The 22,343-nt window shown below is 67.9% G+C and carries 23 protein-coding genes; 5 read left to right on the top strand and 18 right to left on the bottom strand.

Annotated elements, in window-relative coordinates:
* Position 1 precedes the first annotated feature (1 nt).
* From AC5Y47_RS02200 to guaB, 3 genes are all read right to left on the bottom strand, one after another.
* Positions 2-1,738: a GMC oxidoreductase gene (locus AC5Y47_RS02200; protein ID WP_499941557.1), complete on the bottom strand. Its 1,737-nt coding sequence runs from the start codon at positions 1,736-1,738 to the stop codon at positions 2-4.
* An 89-nt stretch (positions 1,739-1,827) separates the two neighbouring features.
* Positions 1,828-2,955, bottom strand: coding sequence for a GuaB3 family IMP dehydrogenase-related protein (locus AC5Y47_RS02195; RefSeq protein ID WP_499941882.1), 1,128 nt, complete (start codon positions 2,953-2,955; stop codon positions 1,828-1,830).
* Positions 2,956-2,969: 14 nt separating this feature from the next.
* Positions 2,970-4,559 (bottom strand): IMP dehydrogenase, encoded by a 1,590-nt coding sequence (guaB, locus tag AC5Y47_RS02190; protein WP_499941556.1) that lies wholly within the window; start codon positions 4,557-4,559, stop codon positions 2,970-2,972.
* 153 nt (positions 4,560-4,712) lie between these two features.
* Between guaB and AC5Y47_RS02185 the strand changes: the two genes are divergently transcribed.
* Positions 4,713-5,126 (top strand): DUF5319 domain-containing protein, encoded by a 414-nt coding sequence (locus tag AC5Y47_RS02185; protein WP_499941554.1) that lies wholly within the window; start codon positions 4,713-4,715, stop codon positions 5,124-5,126.
* A gap of 2 nt (positions 5,127-5,128) precedes the next feature.
* Here the strand turns inward: AC5Y47_RS02185 and AC5Y47_RS02180 are convergent, their stop codons facing one another.
* The 3 genes from AC5Y47_RS02180 to AC5Y47_RS02170 all read right to left on the bottom strand — a co-directional run bounded on the left by AC5Y47_RS02180 (position 5,129) and on the right by AC5Y47_RS02170 (position 7,585).
* Positions 5,129-6,118: an anti-sigma-D factor RsdA gene (locus tag AC5Y47_RS02180; protein ID WP_499941553.1), complete on the bottom strand. Its 990-nt coding sequence runs from the start codon at positions 6,116-6,118 to the stop codon at positions 5,129-5,131.
* Positions 6,111-6,686, bottom strand: coding sequence for an ECF RNA polymerase sigma factor SigD (gene sigD / locus AC5Y47_RS02175; RefSeq protein WP_499941551.1), 576 nt, complete (start codon positions 6,684-6,686; stop codon positions 6,111-6,113). Before sigD ends, AC5Y47_RS02180 begins: the two co-directional genes overlap by 8 nt.
* 77 nt (positions 6,687-6,763) lie before the next feature.
* Positions 6,764-7,585: a hypothetical protein gene (locus AC5Y47_RS02170; RefSeq protein WP_499941549.1), complete on the bottom strand. Its 822-nt coding sequence runs from the start codon at positions 7,583-7,585 to the stop codon at positions 6,764-6,766.
* An 849-nt stretch (positions 7,586-8,434) separates the two neighbouring features.
* On the opposite strand from AC5Y47_RS02170, the gene AC5Y47_RS02165 reads away from it, so the two are divergent.
* Positions 8,435-8,743, top strand: a complete 309-nt coding sequence (locus AC5Y47_RS02165) for a WhiB family transcriptional regulator (RefSeq protein WP_036352919.1) — start codon at positions 8,435-8,437, stop codon at positions 8,741-8,743.
* 79 nt (positions 8,744-8,822) lie between these two features.
* Here AC5Y47_RS02165 and AC5Y47_RS02160 read toward each other — a convergent pair whose 3' ends face one another.
* Positions 8,823-9,809: an alpha/beta hydrolase gene (locus AC5Y47_RS02160; RefSeq protein ID WP_499941546.1), complete on the bottom strand. Its 987-nt coding sequence runs from the start codon at positions 9,807-9,809 to the stop codon at positions 8,823-8,825.
* Positions 9,810-9,892: 83 nt separating this feature from the next.
* Between AC5Y47_RS02160 and AC5Y47_RS02155 the strand changes: the two genes are divergently transcribed.
* Together AC5Y47_RS02155 and AC5Y47_RS02150 are read left to right on the top strand one after the other, a co-directional pair.
* Positions 9,893-10,435: a hypothetical protein gene (locus AC5Y47_RS02155; RefSeq protein WP_499941544.1), complete on the top strand. Its 543-nt coding sequence runs from the start codon at positions 9,893-9,895 to the stop codon at positions 10,433-10,435.
* A gap of 60 nt (positions 10,436-10,495) precedes the next feature.
* Entirely contained in the window at positions 10,496-11,236 is a 741-nt protein-coding gene (locus AC5Y47_RS02150; RefSeq protein ID WP_499941543.1) for a superoxide dismutase family protein, read from the top strand.
* Here AC5Y47_RS02150 and AC5Y47_RS02145 read toward each other — a convergent pair.
* Positions 11,233-12,174 carry an oxygenase MpaB family protein gene (locus AC5Y47_RS02145; protein WP_499941541.1) on the bottom strand — a complete coding sequence of 314 codons (942 nt, stop codon included), beginning with the start codon at positions 12,172-12,174 and terminating at the stop codon, positions 11,233-11,235. The genes AC5Y47_RS02150 and AC5Y47_RS02145 overlap by 4 nt on opposite strands.
* Positions 12,175-12,317: 143 nt before the next feature.
* On the opposite strand from AC5Y47_RS02145, the gene AC5Y47_RS02140 reads away from it, so the two are divergent.
* On the top strand, positions 12,318-12,908 hold the full coding sequence (locus AC5Y47_RS02140; protein ID WP_499941881.1) for a TetR/AcrR family transcriptional regulator: 591 nt from the start codon (positions 12,318-12,320) through the stop codon (positions 12,906-12,908).
* A gap of 87 nt (positions 12,909-12,995) precedes the next feature.
* On the opposite strand, the gene AC5Y47_RS02135 is transcribed toward AC5Y47_RS02140, so the two are convergent.
* The 10 genes from AC5Y47_RS02135 to gad form a co-directional block, all read right to left on the bottom strand.
* Positions 12,996-13,634, bottom strand: a complete 639-nt coding sequence (locus AC5Y47_RS02135) for a class I SAM-dependent methyltransferase (RefSeq protein WP_499941539.1) — start codon at positions 13,632-13,634, stop codon at positions 12,996-12,998.
* Positions 13,635-13,832: 198 nt separating this feature from the next.
* A complete protein-coding gene (groL, locus tag AC5Y47_RS02130; protein WP_499941537.1) occupies positions 13,833-15,452 on the bottom strand; it encodes a chaperonin GroEL in 1,620 nt (539 codons plus the stop codon).
* An 89-nt stretch (positions 15,453-15,541) separates the two neighbouring features.
* A complete protein-coding gene (gene groES / locus AC5Y47_RS02125; RefSeq protein ID WP_011739140.1) occupies positions 15,542-15,844 on the bottom strand; it encodes a co-chaperone GroES in 303 nt (100 codons plus the stop codon).
* Positions 15,845-16,065: 221 nt separating this feature from the next.
* Positions 16,066-17,091, bottom strand: a complete 1,026-nt coding sequence (gene tsaD, locus AC5Y47_RS02120; protein ID WP_499941536.1) for a tRNA (adenosine(37)-N6)-threonylcarbamoyltransferase complex transferase subunit TsaD — start codon at positions 17,089-17,091, stop codon at positions 16,066-16,068.
* Complete coding sequence (gene rimI / locus AC5Y47_RS02115) at positions 17,088-17,546, bottom strand: ribosomal protein S18-alanine N-acetyltransferase (RefSeq protein WP_499941534.1); 459 nt, start codon at positions 17,544-17,546, stop codon at positions 17,088-17,090. The genes tsaD and rimI overlap by 4 nt, the downstream gene beginning before the upstream one ends.
* Positions 17,543-18,184, bottom strand: coding sequence for a tRNA (adenosine(37)-N6)-threonylcarbamoyltransferase complex dimerization subunit type 1 TsaB (gene tsaB, locus AC5Y47_RS02110; RefSeq protein WP_499941532.1), 642 nt, complete (start codon positions 18,182-18,184; stop codon positions 17,543-17,545). The genes rimI and tsaB overlap by 4 nt, the downstream gene beginning before the upstream one ends.
* Positions 18,169-18,630, bottom strand: a complete 462-nt coding sequence (tsaE, locus tag AC5Y47_RS02105) for a tRNA (adenosine(37)-N6)-threonylcarbamoyltransferase complex ATPase subunit type 1 TsaE (protein WP_499941530.1) — start codon at positions 18,628-18,630, stop codon at positions 18,169-18,171. The genes tsaB and tsaE overlap by 16 nt, the downstream gene beginning before the upstream one ends.
* Entirely contained in the window at positions 18,623-19,684 is a 1,062-nt protein-coding gene (locus tag AC5Y47_RS02100) for an alpha/beta fold hydrolase (protein ID WP_499941879.1), read from the bottom strand. The genes tsaE and AC5Y47_RS02100 overlap by 8 nt, the downstream gene beginning before the upstream one ends.
* A gap of 50 nt (positions 19,685-19,734) precedes the next feature.
* On the bottom strand, positions 19,735-20,892 hold the full coding sequence (gene alr, locus AC5Y47_RS02095; protein ID WP_499941528.1) for an alanine racemase: 1,158 nt from the start codon (positions 20,890-20,892) through the stop codon (positions 19,735-19,737).
* Between the two features lie 52 nt (positions 20,893-20,944).
* Positions 20,945-22,330, bottom strand: a complete 1,386-nt coding sequence (gad, locus tag AC5Y47_RS02090; protein ID WP_499941526.1) for a glutamate decarboxylase — start codon at positions 22,328-22,330, stop codon at positions 20,945-20,947.
* Between the last annotated feature and the right edge of the window lie 13 nt (positions 22,331-22,343).

Raw genomic sequence — 22,343 nt, 5'->3', positions numbered from 1 at the left:
GTCAGCCGGTCTTGGTAACCGGCTCGATCGGCAGCCAGCGCAGCGCGCCCGGCGCGTCGGCCGGCACCACCGGGTGCTCGGGCTCGATCGGGTCGAGCCGGCGGTAGTCGTCGCCCTGCAGCGGCCGCAGGTCGTCCTGGCCCTTGTTCGGCCACAGCGACGCGGCCCGCTCGGCTTGGGCGGTGATCGACAGCGACGGGTTGACGCCCAGGTTCGCCGAGATCGCTGCGCCGTCGACGACGAACATCGTCGGGTAGCCGTAGACGCGGTGATACGGGTCGATGACTCCGTTGGCGGGGCTGTCGCCGATGGCCGCGCCGCCCAGGAAGTGGGCGGTCAGCGGGATGTTGAACAGCTCGCCCCAGGTGCCGCCGGCCACGCCGTCGATCTTCTCGGCGATACGGCGCGTCACCTGGTTGCCGACCGGGATCCAGCTGGGGTTGGGCTCGCCGTGGCCCTGCTTGCTGGAGAACCAGCGGATGCCCAGCTTGCCCCGCTTGGTGAACGTGGTGATCGAGTTGTCCAGGTGTTGCATCACCAACGCGATCATGGTGCGTTCACTCCACTGTTTGGGGTAGAGCAGCCGCAGCATCTTCCGCGGATCCTCGCCGGCTTGGTCCAGCAACTGCCGCCAGCGCGGCACGTCGGTCCCCTCCGGCCCGGTCCCGTCGGTCATCAACGTCTGCAGCAACCCCATCGCGTTGGAGCCCTTGCCGTACCGGACCGGCTCGACGTGGGTGTCCGACGTCGGATGGATCGACGAGGTGATCGCCACCCCGTGCGTCAAATCCAGCTCCGGGTTCACGCTCAGTGTCGCCGCGCCGACGATCGACTCGGAGTTGGTCCGGGTCAGCACGCCCAGCTTTTCGGAGAGCCGCGGTAGCTTGCCCTTGTCGCGCATGTTGAACAACAGATGCTGGGTTCCCCAGGTGCCGGCGGCCAGGATCAGGTTCGCCGCGGTGTAGGTGCGGCGGTCGCGGCGCAGCCAACTGCCGGTGCGCACCGTCTTGACCTCCCACAGCCCGTCGGCGCGCTGTTCGAACCCTTTCACCGTCGTCATCGGAATCACTTCGGCCCCAGCCGATTCCGCCAACGCGAGATAGTTCTTCAACAGCGTGTTCTTGGCGCCGTATCGGCAGCCGGTCATGCAGCACCCGCACTCCAGGCATCCGGTGCGCGCCGGTCCGGCACCGCCGAAGTACGGGTCGGGCACCGTCACGCCCGGCGTCTTCTGCCCGTCGGCGCCGAAGAACACCCCGACCGGGGTGGGCACCCAGGTGTCGCCGCAACCCATCTCCTCGGCAACCTCTTTGACGATGCGGTCGGCGTCGGTGAACGTCGGGTTGTAGACGACGCCCAGCATCCGCTGGGCTTGCTCGTAGTGCGGCATCAGTTCGTCGCGCCAGTCGGTGATGTGCTTCCACTGCTGGTCGTTGAAGAACGGCTCAGGCGGGATGTAGAGGGTGTTGGCGTAGTTCAGCGAGCCGCCACCGACGCCGGCGCCCGCCAGGATCAGCACGTTCTTCAGCGGGTGGATGCGCTGGATGCCGTAGCAGCCGAGCCTCGGCGCCCAAAGGAATTTACGCAGGTCCCACGAGGTTTTCGCGAACTGGTCGTCTTCGTAGCGGCGGCCGGCTTCGAGCACACCTACCCGGTAGCCCTTCTCTGTCAGGCGCAGCGCGCTGACGCTGCCGCCAAAACCCGAACCGATGATCAGGACGTCGTAATCCGGTTTCATGGCTGCATAGCCTACGGCGAGCAGACGCAGAATCGCACAAATCCCATGGCAGGAGCGCGATTCTGCGTCTGCTCGCGGCCCGCGCCAAACTAGCTGGCGACGGTCAGGCCGACTTTCTGAAACTCTTTGAGATCGCAGTACCCGGCTTTTGCCATCGCCCGACGCAGCCCGCCGACCAGATTCAGGGTGCCGAACGGGTCATCCGACGGGCCGTTGAGGACCCGCTCCAGCGGCGGCCGTTCGCCCAGCGCGATCTGCAGCAGCGCCCCGCGCGGCAACGACGGGTGCGCCGCGGCCGACGGCCAGAACCAGCCCTCTCCCAGCGCCTCGGCGGCCTCGGCCAGCGGGGTGCCCAGCACCACCGCGTCGGCGCCGCACGCGATCGCCTTGGCCAGCTCGCCGGAATTGTGGATGTCGCCGTCGGCCAGCACGTGCACGTAGCGCCCGCCGGTCTCGTCGAGGTATTCGCGCCGCGCGGCCGCGGCGTCGGCGATCGCGGTGGCCATCGACACGCTGATGCCCAGCACCTCGTCGGTGGTGGTCACGCCGCGGGTGGCGCCGTAGCCGACGATCACCCCGGCCGCACCGGTGCGCATCAGGTGCAGCGCGGTGCGGTGGTCCTGCACCCCGCCGGCGACCACCGGGATGTCGAGTTCGGAGATGAAGCTCTTCAGGTTCAGCGGCTCACCGTCGCGCGCCACCCGCTCGGCCGAGACGATGGTGCCCTGGATGACCAGCAGGTCCACCCCGGCCTGCACCAGCACCGGCGTCAGCGCCTGCGCGTTCTGCGGGCTGACCCGCACCGCAGTCGTCACCCCGGCCTCCCGGATGCGGGCCACCGCGGCGCCGAGCAGTTCGGGATTCAGCGGGGCCGCGTGCAGCTCCTGCAGCAACCGGATCGCCGCCGACGGTTCGGGTTCCTTGCTGGCGGCCTCGACCAGCTGAGCGACCTTGGCCTGCACGTCGGCATGCCGGCCGATCAGCCCCTCGCCGTTGAGCACCCCCAGACCGCCCAGCCGGCCCAGCTCGATGGCGAACTCCGGAGATACCAGGGCGTCGGTGGGGTGGGCCAGCACCGGGATCTCGAAGCGGTAGGCGTCCAGTTGCCAGGCGGTGGAGACGTCCTGCGACGATCGGGTGCGCCGCGACGGCACGATGTTGATCTCACTGAGTTCATAGGTGCGACGGGCGTTGCGGCCCATGCCGATTTCGACCATGGCCAATTCGCTGTTCACCGCGCGTAGTAATTGGGCGCTTCGACCGTCATCGCGACGTCGTGCGGGTGGCTTTCCTTCAGGCCCGCCGGTGTGATCCGGACGAACTGCGCCTGCTGCAGCACCTCGATGGACGGCGAGCCGGTGTAACCCATCGCCGCGCGCAACCCGCCGGTCAGCTGGTGGATCACCGACGCCAGCGGACCTCGGAACGGTACCCGTCCCTCGATGCCCTCGGGCACCAGCTTGTCCTCGGAGAGCGCGTCGTCGGCGAAGTAGCGGTCCTTGGAGTACGACTTGCCACCGCCGCGACCCTGCATGGCGCCCAACGACCCCATGCCGCGGTAGCTCTTGTACTGCTTGCCGTTGACGAAGATCAGCTCGCCGGGCGCCTCTGCTGTGCCGGCCAACAGTGAGCCCAGCATGGCGGTCGACGCGCCGGCGGCCAGCGCCTTGGCGATGTCGCCGGAATACTGCAGCCCGCCGTCGGCGATCACCGGCACACCCGCCGGGGCGCACACCGCGACCGCCTCCAGAATCGCCGTGATTTGTGGGGCCCCGACCCCGGCGACCACCCGGGTGGTGCAGATCGAACCCGGGCCCACGCCGACCTTCACCGCGTCGGCACCGGCGTCGACCAGCGCCGCGGCCGCCGAGCGGGTCGCGACGTTGCCGCCGACCACCTCGACCCGTTCACCGACCTCGAGTTTGAGCTTGTTCACCATGTCCAGCACCAGGCGGTTGTGCGCGTGCGCGGTGTCCACCACCAGCACGTCCACTCCGGCGTCGACCAGCATCATCGCCCGTACCCAGGCGTCGCCGCCGACCCCGACGGCCGCCCCGACCAGCAATCGGCCGTCGCTGTCCTTGGTGGCCAGCGGGTGTTGCTCGGTTTTGACGAAGTCCTTGACGGTGATCAGCCCGGTCAGCCGGCCGCGGCCGTCGACGATCGGCAGCTTCTCGATCTTGTTGCGGCGCAACAGGCCCAGCGCCGCCGACGCGCTGACACCCTCCTGGGCGGTGATCAGCGGCGACTTGGTCATCACTTCGGCGACCTGCTTGTTCTGGTCGACCTCGAAGCGCATGTCGCGGTTGGTGATGATCCCGACGAGGGCGCCGTCGTCGTCGACGACCGGCAGACCCGAGATCCGGAACCTCGCGCACAGCGCGTCTACCTGGGCCAGCGTGTTGTCGGGGCGGCAGGTGACCGGGTCGGTGACCATGCCGGCCTCGGAGCGTTTGACCATCTCGACCTGCCCGGCCTGCTCGGCGACCGGCAGGTTGCGGTGCAGCACACCCATGCCGCCGGCGCGGGCCATGGCGATCGCCATGCGCGACTCGGTGACGGTGTCCATCGCGGAGCTGACCAGCGGCACCTTGAGCCGGATCCGCTTGGTGAGCTGGCTGGCGGTGTCGGCGGTGGCGGGCACCACATCCGAGGCGGCCGGCAGCAGCAGGACGTCGTCGAACGTCAGTCCCAGCATCGCGATCTTGTGCGGGTCGTCGCCGCCGGTCGGTACCGACTCCTCGGACAGCCCGCCGACCCGCACGTAGGAGCTGCCGACCAGGTCGGAGCTGTCTTCGAGGCCGGACATGCCACGGGACATCGGCGAGGCCCTCCATATGCATGCTGGGTTGGAAAACATAATCCTATCGGCTCCCAGACGCTGTCCGGCTCACGGCTTCTGCGCGGCGCGCCACCGGCGGCGCGCGTCGGCAATTTCTGGCGTTATCACTGCCGTGCTGCGTAGGCTATGGGGGTGCGCGACCACCTCCCGCCGGGTTTGCCGCCCGATCCCTTCGCCGACGACCCATTGGACCCGTCGGCTGCTCTGGATGCCGTCGAGCCCGGTCAGCCGCTCGACCAACAGGAGCGGATGGCCGTCGAAGCCGACCTGGCCGACTTGGCCGTCTACGAAGCACTGCTGGCCCACAAGGGAATCCGCGGACTCGTGGTGTGCTGCGACGAATGCCAGCAGGATCACTATCACGACTGGGACATGCTGCGCGCCAACTTGCTGCAGCTGCTGATCGACGGCACCGTCCGCCCGCACGAGCCGGCTTACGACCCCGAACCGGACGCCTACGTCACGTGGGATTACTGCCGCGGATACGCCGACGCCTCGCTCAACGAAGCGACGTCAGACGCCGACGGATTCCGCCGCCACCTCTAGACCTACGGCGCTTCGCCCGTCGGGAACGATGTTCTCGGCCTGGGCTGTCCCGTTGTCCTGTCCCACGATTCGCCTGACGGTGTCTGCTGCGTCGGCGACGCGGGTACGCCGGGCGCTGCCGCGGGTGTGCTGGGTGTCGTGGTGGTCGTCGTGGTGGTGGTGGGTTTGGTGGTCGTGGTGGTCGGGACGGGACTGGGCGAGGTCGTGGCGGTCGACGGGGTCGCCGTTGGTGACCCGACCGGGCCGGTGGACTCCGGTAGCTCCGAGGGAGGCTGGATCGCCGACGGCGGCGACTGCGGGACCGGAGCCGACGGCGGCGACTGCGGGACCGGAGCCGAGGGCGGCGCCAACGACTCGGCCGGGGCGCGCGGCACGGCCAGCTCCGCGCTCGCCGTCGGGTCGCGCTTTTCCACCTTGGTGTTGAGCTGGTTCACCTCCGCCAGCAGACCCTTCCGGCGGCTGCCGTCGTTGACCCCTTGCACAGTGGTGCTGACCTCCGCCAACTGCGTCTGCGCCTGATCCCATTGACCCTGGGCGATCATCTGCTCGACTTTGGCCAGATCGGCCTTGGCGGACAACTCGATCTGGTCGTCACTGACCCTGGGTTCGTTGAACATCATGGCGTGCAGCCCGTAGAGGAAGTCGCCCGGTTTGGCGTCGGCGACCACCGCACCGAACCCGCTGAGCGCCAGCAGGGTCGCGGCCACCGAACCCACCGCGGCCAGGCCGCTGCGTCGCCGGCGCGGCCGCAGCATCCCCTCCCGCAGCGCGTCTTCGGCTTCGTCCTGGGACACCAGCGCGCTCGCCGGCGGCCAGCGCAGGTCATCGCGCCAATTACCCAGCAACAGGGCAAGCGCTTCGTCTTCGAAGTTTGCCGGATGGACGAAGTGGTCTTCGGTACGCGCCGCCAGCGCATCGAGCAGCAAGTCGGTGTGGGTCACCTCGTCCAGGGCGGGTCGGCCCCGGCGGGCATCGGAATCGGAGTTACGCATATTCACCTGCCGCGACGATTTCGTCTCTCAACCGTTGAAGGGCGCGGTGCTGGGCTACCCGGACCGCTCCCGTGGTGCTTCCGACCGCCGCAGCGGTCTCCTCGGCGCTCAGCCCGACCACGACGCGCAGAATCAGGATCTCGCGTTGCTTGGCCGGAAGGATCTCGAGCAATTCGTTCATCCGGGTCACCGAATCGGCTTCGATGGCCATCTGTTCCGGACCGGCGTCGTGGGACCGCCGCTCGGGGACCTCTTCGGCCGGATAGGCGAGGTCGCGGCCGGCGGCACGATGGGCGTCCGCGACTTTGTGTGCTGCGATGCCGTACAGAAAGGCCAGGAACGGGCGTCCTCGGTCTCGGTAGCGCGGCAGCGCCGTGATGGTCGCCAAGCACACCTCCTGCGCCACGTCATCTGCTGACAGGCCACCCCGTTCGACCGTGCCGACCCGCGCTCGGCAATATCGGACGACGATCGGACGGATGGTCTCCAGCACCTCCCGCAATGCATTCCGGTCCCCTGCCGCGGCTTCCGCAACCACGACGTCGAGACGTTCTCCCTGCATTGTCATCGACGGTGGTTTCTCCAAAGTCACGAACCGGACACATACCGGGCTAACTCGCTGATCGAAGCTATCGGGCGGACGGGCTATCGAGCGGTACGCCAGATCCCACCGGCGCGTTGTACTTCACCTGCGCAAATATCCCGAATTTCGGCCCATTCCGGCAGCCCTTGTGCTCCAACCGTGACGCTTCCGGTATCGACCAGCAAGCTGGCCAGCGCCCACCGCAGCGGTATCAAACCCAGCGGTTCGGTGGCCTGAAGTGCCGCGTGCGCGACGGCGCGCGCCCGCTCGACGTTCCCCGCGCTGCACAGCGCGGCCGCCAGGACCACGTCGCTTTTGACCCGGTGGCGCGCCGAGACGCCGGCCCGGGCCTTGGCGACGGCGTCCTCTGCGCGCCGGACAGCGGTGTCACCGTCGCCCGAGGCCATCGCCAGCTCGGCACCCACCCATCCGCGCCGCACCGCCAGCCGGTCGGCCACCGGGATCGGCAGTTCGGCGTTATCCATGGCCGCGTCCGCGCGGCTGAGAAATCCCGCTGCTGCCGCGAAGCGTCCGATACCCAACGCGTCGGCGGCCAGGCCGACCAGCGCATCGGCGCGGGCTTCGGGATCCGCACCCGCCAATGCGAAGGCTCGACCATCCCAACCCCGGGCCAGGGCGTGCCAGCCGAGCTGGCGCAGAAACGAGCCGTGCGTGCTGTGCGCCAGCGAGGCCAGGGGACCGGCCTTGACCTGACGGCGCAGCAGTGCGAGATCGGCATAGGCGCTGCTGTACCTGCCCTGTCCACCGGCGGCGACGGCGCGCAGCCAAAGTTGTCGCGGGGTGGTAGCCGTCGGCAGCGGCCAGGTCGCAGGGCTGTTCCCGAACGCGGCCTCGGCCAGCGTCGTGTCCTGCGCTGCATCCACGGGGCTATTGTCACCAGCGCTGCGCGGCGGACCGCGGCCGCCCGGCTCTTGGACTGCAAGCTCGCCGAGCGTCACGCCAGCGTGGCATTCGGCGCCGAGCGTCACGCCAGCGTGACGGGCCGAGCAAGCAAGCGCCCAGCTCTCGGACTGCAGGCTCGCCGAACGTCACGCCAGCGTGGCATTCGACGCCGAGCGTCACGCCAGCGTGACGGGCCGAGCATGCAAGCGCCCAACCCTCGGACTGCAGGCTCGCCGAACGTCACGCCAGCGTGGCATTCGGCGCCGAGCGTCACGCCAGCGTGACGGGCCGAGCAAGCAAGCGCCCAGCCCGTCGGGTACTGCAGGCTCGCCCAGCGTCACGCCAGCGTGGCATTCGGCGCCGAGCGTCACGCCAGCGTGACGGGCCGAGCGGGCAAGCGCCCAGCCGTCGGGTCGCGCACCGGCGGACAACTGCAACCGGTTTCAATCACCGTGATGGCTGCGCGTAAGTCGTAAAAAGTTTGTGCTCTAGGGGTTACCGGAAGATTACTCAGAGTGCGCCATACGCCAATTACGGGTTGCTTACAGCAGGCCTCTGAACTGGGCAAACCGTAAATCCAGGGCGTCCGGTTAGCACATCTAGCCTTCAGCTATAGCGCTACAGATGAACGGGGAGTTAATTCTGCTACAAAGAGTCGGTTTTTCGCCACATCCCGTACCTATTGACGGAAATTCGATAGCACACCTAGCGTCTACCGTGTTCGGTGTAGTCATCGGTGACGCCACTGCCAATTCAGTTGCACAACTCGTCTTATTCAAGAGTTTTTGGCCCTCGAACAGGTGGGCCGGTGCAGAGGAAGGGAATCAGCAATGCCACAGCCGGAACAGCTACCTGGGCCCAACGCCGACATCTGGAACTGGCAGTTGCAGGGGTTGTGCCGCGGTGTCGACTCATCGATGTTCTTCCATCCCGACGGGGAGCGTGGCCGCGCCCGGATGCAGCGCGAGCAGCGCGCAAAAGAGATGTGCCGGCGTTGCCCGGTGATCGACGAGTGCCGCACGCACGCTCTGGACGTCGGTGAACCCTACGGCGTGTGGGGCGGCCTCTCGGAATCCGAGCGGGACATGCTGCTCAAAGGATCCATCGGGCGGGGTCGCGGTATCCGCCGCTCGGCCTGATTGCTGTTGGACGACGCAGGCCCGGGGTGCTTGATGCCCCCGGGCCTGCGTTTTGCTTGCACGGACTCCGCTGATCAGCTTAGAGGTACGTGCGCAGGTGCTGACGCGCGCTGGCGTGAAAGTCCTTCAATACCAACGTCTTCGAGGCAAATAGGTCCGCGCCGTGATACATCTGCGGGACGGTGACCAGCGTGCACGGAACCCCGGCCGCCTCGAGTCTTCTTGCGTAGTCGACATTCTCGTCGTGGAACAGATCCAGTTCGCCGACGCCGATCCAGGCCGGCGGCAGACCGGCCAAGTCCTCGCGCCGTGCCGGCGCCGCGTACTGAGGCGCATCCGAGAGCCGGGGCTCGTGACCGAGGTAGCTGGTCCAGCCGAACCGGTTGGATTCCGGCGTCCACAGGAATCGGCCCCGCCCGGCATGGTCGGCTCGCAGGACGGTGCGGTCGTCGAGCATCGGATACAGCAGCACCTGTGCCCGCAGCGGAATCCCTTCGTCGTGGCTGCGTTGCGCGACGGCGGCGGCCAGGCCGCCACCGGCACTGCCCCCCATGACGGCGATCCGCTGCGGATCGATGCCCAGCTCGTCGGCGTTAGCCCGCATCCACCGCAGCGTGGCCATACAGTCGTCGAGCGCGGCCGGGAAGGGATGTTCGGGGGCCAGCCGGTAGTCGGGTGAGGCGGCGACGACGCCGAGTTCCCTTGCCAGTTGCCCGGTTCCGAACGCTTCCATTTGCGGCGAGCCCACCACGTATCCGCCGCCGTGGATGTACAAGACGCCCGGCCGTGGTGTCGAGCCGTCCGTCGGAGTGGTGATCAGCACCCGCAGGGAAGATTCCCCGATGCGGCGCTCGGTCACCGTCACGCCGGGCCCGGACGGCGTGCGTATCCGCGAGTTGAAGCGAAAGACGGGAAGCAACCAGGCGCGCGTGGTGGCAGGCAGAAACGGCAGTACCGGACTGCGGAAATCGGGCGCCACCGCGGCCATGGCCTCGCGCATGGCCGCATACCGTCGCGCCGCCAGAGCGGCCATGCCCAAGGCGGCGATCAGTGCAAGTCGCGTCACCCGCGGAGCCTAACCCTGATCAGCGAACTGAGGCCGCGACAGCGCGGATGTTTCCGGGAGGGCTGCGAGGGTATCGCGCGAAGATGCTGCGAGATTCTCTGCGTGAAGGCCTGATTGCCGGCGCCGCTGGGGCGGTCGTCATGACGCTCGGCGAAAAGGTCGAGCAACGTCTCACCGATCGGCCGAACTCCTACGTGCCCGCAGCGGTGCTGGAGCGACTCACCGGTCGCCAATTCGCCTCTCCCGGAAGTAGATTGGTCGCCAACTGGGCGATGCACTACGGGCAGGCCGCGCTGTTAGGGGTGCTGCGCTCGGCGATGGCTGAGGTCGGGCTTCGCGGACCGGGAGCCTCGGCCAAGTTCACGGTGGTGCGGCTGACCAATGACCAAATTCTCGAGAACGCGACGGGTGTCGGGGCACCGCCGCAGACCTGGCCGCGCCACGAGCTGATTCTCGACGTGCTGCACAAGGCGGTGTATGCATTCGCCACCGGCGCCGTCGCCGACGCCCTCGCCGCCCGGCGTGGCCCGGGCCCGGGGCAGCGGCACGCGGCGCGATTGCCGGGCCGCCACTCCGATGTGGGACCTGTTCCCGCTGAGCAAGCTTTTGGCCGGACGCCACGTTAGGGGTGCTCAACCGCCATTCCCACGAGTTTCGGTGGCGGCCGCGGAGGGTAGGCACCGTCCATGAAAATGGGCGTGTTATTCGCGGTCGCGGCGCTGACCGCGGCCGCACCGTTAGCAGCGTGCGCCAACGACCGGGGCGGGCAATCCGCAACGTCGTCTAGCTCTTCGCCTGGTGCGGAGAGGATGACCACTCAGTTGAAGGGCACCGACGGCAGTCAGGTCGGTAACGCCACTTTTGAATTCGCGAACGGCTACGCGACCGTGACGGTGGAGACCGGCCCCAACCAGGTCCTCAGCCCCGGCTTCCACGGCCTGCAGGTCCACTCGGTGGGCACCTGCGATGCGTCCGGAAGCTTCAGCTCCGCCGGCGAGGTCTACCAGGCGCCGAATCACACGGGTAATCCCGCCAGCGGCGATCTCACGTCTCTGCAAGTGCGCCCCGACGGCTCGGCGAAGCTTGTCACGACCACCAGCGCATTCACGGCGGCGGACCTGAGGAATGGCTCGGGTACTGCTCTGGTCGTCCACCAGAATCCGGGGGCCTTCAGCGGCGAGGGCGAGGAGTCCGGCAAGCGGATCGCCTGCGGTGTGATTGCGGCGCCAGCTGCAACCTCGTCCACCACAACCACCACGACGACAACGACGACGACAACCAGCGTCAGCACGGTCACGACCACCGTCGTCGTGCCACCACCATTGACCAGCACGAGTACCAGCACCGTGACGGTCAGCAGCACCCCGAGCAGCAGCATCTCGCCGACCACCACGCTGACGACTTCCAGCCAGCCCGGCGGCGGTTAAGGGCGAGGCAGGTTGTAGGCGAACGACTTCTGTTGGCGCTCTTTCATCTTCGCCAGGCACTGGTGATGTTTGCGGGCGTGATAGGCCAACGGGAAATAGGTGAGCCGGTCGGGCAGCACGCGGTAGGCGGTGCGGATCACGAAGTAGCGCCTGGTGAGCTGCCGTTCCTCTTTGGCGCTCCATGTGACACCGAGCTTTTCGCGAAGACGTGGATCCAGCAACCCGACGATCGACAGATAGTTCAGTCGCAGTGCGGGTAGCACCAACGCTCTCGCCAGCGGGGCCAGCGGCTTCGGGAATGAGGGCGGCAGATCGACCTTGCCGATCTGCAGATCGTGGATCAATTGCAGCGCCTGTGGCGTGCCCTGCAGCTTGTCCAGCATCGACTCGAAATACTCGGCCATCTCCTGCTGTGACTCGGGGTAACCGCGCATCGGCACATGCAGCAGTCGAGCCAGTCGGCGGTTGTCGCGCAGCAGTTCCTGCTTTTCGACGTCGGTGAACTCCCGCCCGATCAGTAATTTGCCGGCCTGTGCGTTGACGATGTAGCCGGTGGCGATCACCCACTGGTAGGCCTCGGGGTTCAAAGCGCTGATCTGCTTACCGGTTTCGGCGCTTTTCATGGTGATCGGCTGGTGCATCGCGCGCACTCGGTCACCCTCGGCCTTGGCTTCGGTGCCGCCGTAGGTCCAGCGAAGCACCGAGTCGACGGAACGTATCGCGCGGCCGCCCGCGTCGCCGTGGAAGGCTGCGGAGTATTTACCGGTGATCTCGGCGATGACCGGATGCATGGCCTGCATCATGAACGCCGCACCTTCGAGGATGAGGAACGTCCAACGTCCGGTGTGCTCGGCGGTCAGGGAATCCGGCGGAACGAGTTCGATCGCTTCGGAGTCCGCATGGTCCTGTCGGATATCGAGCCTTCTGCTGGCGGTCACCGGTGTCCCCCTCCGGTCGATCTGATGCTTCGAGGCTAATATGACCGTCAGGTCGCATTCAAGTCGCGTCAGGGGTTCTGATGAGCACAGCAAAGTCCAGGTCAGAGCGTCGGAAGGCGCCACAGCAGGCGCGTTCCCGGGAGATGGTCGCAAAAATCGTGTCGACGACGGTGTCGTTGCTGCACCGACACGCGCCGGAGCAGATCACCACCAATCTGATCGCCGAGCAGGCCGGCATCAGCAAGGGATCGATCTATCAGTACTTCGCCAACAAGGAGCAGATGATCAACGCCGCCATCGAGCGACTGGCCGCCGAACAGGCGCCCGCCATCGAGGAGATGCTGCGGGCGATCACGCTGGACCGCCCGGAATCGGCCATGGAGTCGTCAATCGACATCCTGATCGAGTTCACCATCGCCAACCGCCGGTTGATCCGCTACCTCGCCGAACGCCCCGACCACGTCCGCACCTTCGAGAAGATCTCCGGACTCAACGCCACCCTGCTGGCGATGACCACGCTGCACATAAACCATTACCGCAGCGAGTATCGCGACGAGTTGAGCCCGAAGGCGTTGGCTTGGCTGTTCTTCAATATGGCCGTGGCGACGACCCTGCGTTACATCGAATCCGACGACCCGATTCGGCTGGAGGAACTACGCACCGGGCTGAAGTTCGCCTCCACCGGTCTGCTGGCAGGGCGGCGCCCTGGTCGACTCGGGGACGAACGCCGATGAGCATCCGCTGACGCGCCGCGGCACCTCCGAAAGGACCTCAGCGCGCTCGACGGCCTCGACAAGGGTGATGCCGCACGTTGCCGCCGTCTAGGACCTGATCGCGACAACGAGGTGATGAGTGATCGCGGCCTCGTCGAGGCGGCGCTGCGTGACGTCGCCAAATCCCGCCTTTTTCAAGGCAACGACGATCTCGTCGATCGGGCGTAGCTCGAAACCATAAGCAGTGAAAGGCAAACGGGCCATCGCGTCAGGGTCACCGATACCCAACACTGCTCGGCCGCCGGGACGTACCACCCGGGCGAGTTCAGCACACGCGACGTCGAGGTCTGGCACGAAGTACATGGTGTTGACGGAGATCGCCGCATCCAGCGAGCGCTCGTCGAGCGGCAATGCGGTCAGCGACCCCGTGAGCAGACTGATCCGGCCGGCAGCGACCTGGGTCCCGAAGCGCGCCCGGGCGCGCGCGAGCATGTCCTCGGCGACCTCCACACCGAAGACGGTGCCCTGCGGACCAACCCGCTGCAGAAACAGATCGAGCCCTAGTCCACCACCAAAACCGATGTCGGCCACCGTGTTTCCGGCCGCCGCTCCCGTCGCATCGACAGCGCCGACCATCGCCCGTCGATTGCCGCGGTTGAGCAGCAGCGCGACGCCACGGCCCACCAGACCGTGCGGCCGGCCGAGTTGCCCGGCGATCGTCGCCAACATTCGCTGGCGTAAACCCATGATCGTTACCTCAGAACTGATCGATTTGAAGGCATGCTGCCCGGCGCAATGATGCTTGATCCGCGCAGCGACCGTTCAGGGACGGTCGTGAAACTTGAAGCCGTTGTGCTTCGCCGAGGCTGAACTAATGCACGCGACACTCCGAGGCGACGAAGCGCCCCGGCCGCAGGGACCGGGGCGCTTCGTCGGAAATGTTTCTCAGTGGTGGTGATGGCCGTGGCCGTGGCCATCGTCGGCGGCCTCGGCGGGCTTCTCGACGACCGCCGTCTCCGTGGTCAGCACCATCCGCGCCACCGACGACGCGTTGAGCACCGCCGAACGGGTCACCTTGACCGGGTCGACGATGCCGTCGGCCGCCAGGTCCCCGTAGGTCCGGCTCGCGGCGTTCAGGCCCTGCCCGTTGGGCAGCTCGCCGACCTTGTTGACCGCGACCGCGCCGTCGAGCCCGGCGTTGGTGGCGATCCAGTACAGCGGCGCGGCCAGCGCATCGGCGAACACGTCGACGCCGACCCGCTCGTCACCGCTGAGCTCGTTGCGCAGCGACTCCAGAACGTGGCGGGCCTGGATCAGCGCCGAACCGCCGCCGGCGACGATGCCTTCCTCGACCGCGGCCTTGGCCGCCGCGACCGCGTCCTCCACGCTCTCTTTGCGCTCCTTCAACGCCGTCTCGGTGGCGGCGCCGACCTTGATCACGGCCACCCCGCCGGCCAGCTTGGCCAGCCGTTCCTGCAGCTTCTCCCGATCCCAGTCGGAATCGCTGGCTTCGATCTCGGCGCGCAGGTGCTTGATGCGGTTGGCGACCGCATCCTTGGAGCCGCCGCCGTCGACGATGATCGTGTCGTCCTTGTTGACCACCACCCGCCGGGCGGTGCCCAGCACGTCGAGGCCGACCTCGCGCAGCAGCAGACCGGTGTCGGGGTTGACCACCTCGCCGCCGGTCACGATCGCCAGGTCCTGCAGGAACGCCTTGCGCCGGTCGCCGAAGTACGGCGCCTTGACCGCAACGGCCTTGAGCGTCTTGCGGATCGAGTTGACCACCAGCGTGGCCAGCGCCTCACCCTCGACGTCCTCAGCGACGATCACCAGCGGCTTGCCGGCCTCGGCGACCTTCTCCAAAAGCGGAAGCAGGTCGGGCAACGAGCTGATCTTGTCCTGGTGCAGCAGGATCAGCGGGTCGTCGAGCACGGCTTCCTGGGAGTCGAAGTCGGTGACGAAGTAGGCCGACAGGAACCCTTTGTCGAAGCCGACGCCCTCGGTGAACTCCAGTTCGGTGTTCAGCGTGGAGGATTCCTCGACGCTGACCACGCCGTCGGCGCCGACCTTGGTCATCGCCTCGCCGACCAACCCGCCGATCAGCTCGTCCCGCGAGGACACGGTCGCCACCTGGGCGATGGCGTCCTTGCCGGACACCGGGGTGGCCGCGGCCAGCAGCGCCTCCGACACCGCATCGGCGGCCTTGGAGATGCCCGAACCCAGCGCGATCGGGTTGGCCCCGGCTGCCACGAGGCGCAGGCCACCCTTGACCAGCGCCTGGGCCAGCACGGTGGCCGTGGTGGTGCCGTCACCGGCGACGTCGTTGGTCTTGGTGGCCACCGACTTCACCAGTTGGGCGCCCAGGTTCTCGAACGGGTCTTCCAGGTCGATCTCACGTGCGACGGTCACCCCGTCGTTGGTGACCTGCGGTCCGCCGAAGGCCTTGGCCAGCACCACGTGTCGGCCGCCGGGCCCCAACGTCACCTTGACCGCGTCGGCGAGCTTGTTCACGCCCGCTTCCATGGCGCGACGCGCGGTCGCATCGTACTCGATAATTTTGCTCATCAGGTCCTTAACCCCAGCTTCTAACGCATCCCGCCCCGGAAACCGCCCGTGCGCAGAGCACGGGGATCGCCGGGGCGGAACACGGTGTCTTACTTGGAAACGACAGCCAGCACGTCGCGTGCCGACAGGATCAGGTACTCCTCGCCGCCGTACTTGATTTCGGTGCCGCCGTACTTGCTGTAGATGACGGTGTCACCCTCGGCGACGTCGAGCGGAATCCGCTTTTCGCCGTCCTCGTCCCAACGACCGGGGCCGACTGCGACGACGGTGCCCTCTTGGGGCTTCTCTTTGGCGGTGTCAGGAATGACCAGACCGGAAGCGGTCGTGGTCTCGGCCTCGTTGGCCTGCACGAGAATCTTGTCCTCGAGTGGCTTGATGTTCACCTTCGCCACGATTGGAGCCCTCCACTATTTGGATCGGGTCCGGGGTTCCCGGACCGGAGTTGACAGCCGGTCGCAGGCGTGCCCTCGAACCGGCCGGATTACCAGGTGTTTCGGCAGTCTTCGGGTGCCCTCGCGCCGTCGTCGCGGGTGCCGGAACAGGGGGTCGTCCGACTGCCACCTAGCACTCTATACATGAGAGTGCTAGCACTCAAGGGCGCCCCGGTGCTTCGTCAGCTGACCTGTCCCTTCACCACCGGCAGGCCCGGGTCGCTGGCCGCATCCAGCGGCGACGGCGGCGCGCCCGCGGCCACCAGATGCGCGGCGAACGAGGCGATCATCGCCCCGTTGTCGGTGCACAGCCGCGGCCGCGGGATCCGCAACGTCAGGCCGGCCTCGGCGCAACGCTCGGTGGCAAGCTCGCGCAGCCGCGAGTTGGCCGCCACTCCCCCGGCGATCAGCAGCGTCGACACCCCCAGCTCGGTGGCGGCCCGCACCGCCTTGCGGGTCAGCACGTCGGCGACCGATTCCTGGAATCCGGCCGCGACATCGGCGTCGCGGAAGTCGGGATGGCTTTCGACATACCGCGCAACGGCGGTCTTGAGCCCGGAGAAGCTGAACGCGTACGGGTCGTCGCGGGGACCGGTCATGCCGCGCGGGAACACCACCGCCTGTGGGTCGCCGGTGCGCGCCAACTCGTCGAGCACCCGCCCGCCCGGGTAGCCCAACCCCAGCAGGCGGGCGACTTTGTCATAGGCCTCGCCCGCGGCGTCGTCGACGGTGCTGCCCAGCTCGACGATCGGCTCGCCGAGCGAGCGGACGTGCAACAGGTGCGTGTGTCCGCCCGACACCAGCAACGCCACGCACTCGGGCAACGGCCCGTGCTGGTACACGTCGGCGGCCAGGTGCCCGCCGAGGTGATTGACGGCGTAGAACGGAACCCCCCACGCGGCCGAATACGCTTTGGCCGCAGCCACTCCCACCAGCAGAGCGCCGGCCAGTCCCGGTCCGATCGTCGCGGCGACGACGTCGGGCTTGTCCAACCCCGCCGTCACCAGCGCCCGGCGCATCGCGGGACCGAGCGCCTCCAAATGCGCGCGCGAGGCGATCTCGGGGACCACCCCGCCGAAGCGCACATGCTCGTCGACGCTGGACGCGACCTCGTCCGCCAGCAGGTCCACGGTGCCGTCACCCGCCAACCGAGCGATCCCGACTCCCGTTTCGTCACAAGAGGTTTCGATGGCCAGGATGGTCGTCATCGGGCGTCCCTTCGCATCGTGTAGGCATCGGCGCCGCTGACCCGGTAGTACCGCTTGCGCAGGCCGATCTGTTCGAATCCCACACTGCGATACAACCCGAGCGCCGCTTCGTTGTCGGTGCGCACCTCCAGATAGACGGCGCCGCCGTCGGCGAAATCCAGTAAGGCTTCCAGCAATTGGCGCCCGATCCCCCGGCCCTGAAACGAAGGGTCCACCCCGATGGTGTGCACCTCGTACTCGAACGGCGCCACCCGGCCCAGCCGGGAGATGCCCGCATAGCCCACCAGCGTGTCGCCGCAGCGCGCGGCCACGTAATGATTTGTCTTACTGGCCAATTCGCGTTCGAACGCCACGGCCGGCCAAGGGTCGTCACCGTCGAACAACTGCGCCTCCAACTCGGCGCACCGGCGGACGTCGGCGCGGGTAAGCCCGCCCAGCGCGATGTCGACGGTCACGGCCGGGCCGCCAACGGCTTGGCGTCCGGGCGGCGCAGGTACAGCGCGACCAGCGGTGCCGGCTCGGCCGACCAATCCGGTACTGCGCGCGCCAGACCTTCGGGGGTCGGGTGGACCGGTCCGCAGACCGGTAGCCCGAACAGCGCCGCATGCTCGGGCGAGCCGGCGACGGAACGAGCCGGACCGGCGTCGACGTCGGCCGGGGCGCTGACGGCCGGACCCTCGGTGCGCGACCCGTCGCGGTAACGGGCCCAATAGATTTCGCGGCGGCGGGCGTCGGTGACGACCAGTGTCTCGCCGGTGGTCAGCCGGCCGACCGCGTCCAGGCTGCACACGCCGTGCACGGGGATATCCAACGCGTGGCCGAAGGCGGCGGCGGTAGCTATGCCGGCCCGCAACCCGGTGAACGGCCCGGGGCCGCAGCCCACCACCACCGCGTCCAGGTCGGTCATCGACAGGTCCGCATCCGCTAGTGCGGCAACGACATTCGGTGTCAGCCGCTCAGCGTGCGCGCGGGGATCGACGGTGATGCGCTCGCTCAGGGTGAGGAAGTCGCCGCGCTCGACGCGCACCACGCCCGCGGTGACGGCCGGGGTGGCGGTGTCCAACGCCAAGACGATGCTCACTTGCCGACCCATTCCCAGGTGGCGATCCGAACGTCGGAGTGGGTGACGCGCTCGAGCCGGATGTCGAGATGGCGTTCTGCCAGCCGTTCCACCAATCCCTCACCCCACTCCACGACGACGACGGCGTCTTCGAGGTCGGTGTCGAGGTCCAGCGAGTCCAGCTCGCCGAGCAGGTCGGCGCCGGGGGTGTCCAGCAGGCGGTAGACGTCGACGTGGATCATCGCCGGCCGACCGGTCACCCGCGCCGGGTGCACCCGGGCCAGCACGAACGTCGGAGAGGTGACCGGGCCGTCGACGTCCATGGCCGCAGCGATTCCCTTGGCCAGCACCGTTTTTCCGGCCCCGAGCGGACCCGTCAGCACCACCACGTCCCCGGCGCGCAGCAGCTCGCCGAGCCGGGATCCCAGCGCGATGGTGTCCTCGACGCGTTCGCACGTCGCCGTCCCGGAATCAACCACGCCGCAACCGCTTCCGCAAACGTTGCTGCCACCGCCGGTAACGCAGTGCGTGCTTGCCCGGCAGCGACCGCTCGATCAGCCGGACCAGCCCGTCGTTGATGGCGTCGGGTTTGTCCAGCAACGCCAGATGACTGGCACCTTCCACGATCACCAGCTCGGATCGCGGCAGCGAGGCGGCCATCAGCCTCGAGTATTCGTCCGGGGTGAGCAGGTCGTGGTCGCCGCACGCGATCAGGGTGGGGACCTTCAACAGGGTCCACAATCCGGCGGTCTCGTCATGGGTCTCCAGCGCGCGCAGGAAACCGACCAGGGTGGCGATCGGGGTGCCGTTCATCATCCGCTGCGAGAACGCGTCCAGGCTGCGGCTGACTTGCAGGTCGCTGTAGGACGCTGCCCGCAGAATCGGCCCGATCAGCGAGCGCGACACGTTGCGCCCTCGGTGCACCAAGTTGGGCGCGGACTTGGCGGCGAACCGGACCGCTTCCAGCGCAGGGTTTTTCAGGAACTCGCCAAGCGGGGAACGGGTGACACCCTCGGCCGCCGAGGAGAGCAGCGCCGCACCCACGATCCGGCGGCCGTATTCGTCGGGGAATTGCCGGGCATGCGACAGCACGGTCATGCCGCCCATCGAGTGGCCGACCAACACAATCAACCCCTCCGGCGCCATCACCCGCAGCACGGTCTCCAGGTCCCGGCCTAGCTGGGTCAGTGTGTAGGAGTCGGGTTCGCCTTCGCCGGACTGGCCGTGCCCGCGCTGGTCGTAGAAGACCATCCGCACCTGCGGACCGTACAGCTCGCCGAGTCGCATGCGTTGAAAGTGGAAGGCGCCCATGCGAAGACAGAATCCGTGTGCGAAGACGACGGTCAGCGGGGCGTCCTTCGGCCCGGCTTCGCGCACCGCGAGCGGCACCCCGTCGTCGGTGGTGACGACCTCGGCGCGGTCGCTGTCCAGCCGCTCGAAATCCTCGTCCGCCCAAGGGTCGTCGGCCGTCAGAGCACGTCCGACGATCGTCTTGCGGGCCGAGGCGCCGACGAGCGTGGCGACGGCGGTCAGCCCGGCCCCGCCCGCAAGCCAGGTCTTCTGCTTCCGGGTCTCTTCAGAACTCAAGCTGTGGCCTCGCGGTAGCTCCTGGTGATACGTCCCCGGATGCCGGTGACCACCTCGTAGTGGATGGTGCCGACGAGATCGGCCCAGTCCTGCGCGGTGGGCTCACCCTGGGCGCCTGGTCCGAACAGGATCGCCTCGTCGCCCGCAGTCACGTCGGGCTGTCCCGGCCCGAGGTCGACGACGAACTGGTCCATGCAGATCCGGCCCACCCCGGGCCGTCGCCGCCCGTTGATCCACACTTCCAGCCGGTTGCCCAGCGCGCGGATCACCCCGTCGGCGTAGCCGATCGGCAGCAGCGCCACATACGTGTCGCACGGTGCCTTCCAGGTGTGCCCGTAGGACACCCCTTCCCCCGCCTTGACCGACTTGACAAGCGCCACACAGCTTTTCACCGTCATCGCCGGGACCAGACCCATGTCACCCAGCGTCGGCACCGGGCTCAGGCCGTACACGGCGATGCCCGGGCGAACCAGGTCGAACGTCAGGTCGGGACGGACCATGGTGGCCGACGAGTTCGACAGGTGCGCCACCTCGAAATCCACCTGCTGCTCACGGGCGTAGCTCAACATGTCGCGAAACCGTTGCGCCTGAACGTCGTTGATCTCCTCGTCGGGGGCGTCGGCATACACCAGGTGCGACATCAGACCCCGCAGCCGGATCTCCTCGTCGGCCACGGCGCGGCGCAGCGCGGCCAGCATGTCCGGATACTGAGCCGGGGCCACCCCGTTGCGGTTCAGCCCGGTGTCCACTTTCACCGTGACGGTGGCCTGCGTACCGGTCCGGCGCACCGCGTCCAGCAGCTCGGAGAGTTGGCGCAGCGAGGAGACCGCGATCTCGACGTCGGCAGCGAGCGCCGGCGCGAAGTCGAAACCGGGTGGGTGCAGCCAGGCCAGGATCGGGTCGGCGATGCCGTCGGCGCGCAGGGCCAGCGCCTCGTCGACGGTGGCCACACCGAGTTCGGTGGCGCCGGCGGCCAATGCGGCGTAGGCGACCCGGGTGGCGCCGTGACCGTAGCCGTCGGCCTTGACCACGGCCATCACGTGCGCCTTGCCCGCGTGTTCGCGCAGCACCCGCACGTTGTGGGCGATGGCGCCGAGGTCGACGACGGCCTCGGCGAGCACACCGGGGGTCAGGGAGATCGGCGTGACGGACACGCCGACCATTGTCCCAGAGCCGCGCGCCGGGGTTTCGCGCGTGCGCCCGGTCTCAGTGCGCGAAGTGCGCGGCGTCGAAGTGCCCGCCCGGCTTGAGCTTGTCCAACGTGGCCAGCGACTTGACGGCGTCGTCGTGCAGCGCCCGGGCCAGATCGGCGGACAGGCCTTCGCGCACCACGATGCGCAGCACCGAAATGTCGGTGGCGTTGTCGGGCATCGTGTAGGCCGGCACCTGCCAGCCGTAGGTCCGCAGCTCGTGGGAGACGTCGAACTCGGTGTAGCCGCGGTCCCGGGACAGCCGGAAGCTGACCACCGGGATCGCCGAACCGTCGGAGATCAGTTCGCAGTGCTCGCCGGTGCGCAACTGCTCGCCGAGCCAGCGCGCGGTCGACGACAGCGCCTGCATCACCCTGGTGTAGCCGTCGCGGCCCAGTCGCAGGAAGTTGTAGTACTGGCCGACCACCTGGTTGCCCGGACGGGAGAAGTTCAGCGTGAAGGTCGGCATGTCGCCGCCCAGGTAGTTCACGTGAAACACCAGGTCCTCGGGCAGGTACTCCTTGCCGCGCCACACCACGAACCCGACACCGGGATAGGTCAGCCCGTACTTGTGGCCGCTGACGTTGATCGACACCACCCGGGGCAGCCGGAAATCCCACTGCAACTCCGGATGCAGAAACGGCACCACGAAACCGCCGCTGGCCGCGTCGACGTGCACCGGGACGTCCACGCCCCCGTCTGAGGCGAGTTTGTCCAGCGCCGCGCAGATCTCGGCGATGGGCTCCAGCTCACCGGTGTAGGTGGTGCCCAGGATCGCCACCACCCCGATGGTGTCCTCGTCGACGGCGTCGACGACCTGTTCGGGGGTGATGACGTAGCGGCCCGGCTCCATCGGCAGGTAGCGCGGCTCGACGTCGAAGTAGCGGCAGAACTTCTCCCAGACCACCTGCACGTTGGAACCCATCACCAGGTTCGGGGTGCGTTTCTTCCAGTCCTTCCCGACCTTCTCGCGCCACCGCCACTTCATCGCCAGCCCGCCCAGCATCACCGCCTCGCTGGAGCCGATGGTGGACACGCCGGTGGCGCTGGCCGGGTCGTTGTCGCTGAGGTGCTCGGCGTGGAACAGGTCGGCGACCATACAGACGCAGCGCTGCTCGATCGCGGCGGTGGCCGGGTATTCGTCCTTGTCGATCATGTTCTTGTCGAAGGTCTCGGCCATCAGCTTGCCGGCCTCGGGGTCCATCCAGGTGGTGACGAAGGTGGCCAGGTTCAGCCGCGAACTGCCGTCGAGCATCAGCTCGTCGTGGATGAAGCGGTAGGCGGCGTCGGGGTCCATGGACTCCTCCGGCATCCGCAGCGCGGGCACCGGCGCGGTGAACAAGCGGCCGGTGTAGGCGGGAGCGATCGAATGCGTGGCCATGGACGGGTGGCTCTTGGACATGACGGGCCTTTCG

The organism is Mycobacterium sp. NGS22, assembly GCF_059813095.1.
The sequence above is the reverse complement of the archived record's forward strand: the minus strand, read 5'-3'. Positions and strand labels throughout refer to the sequence as shown.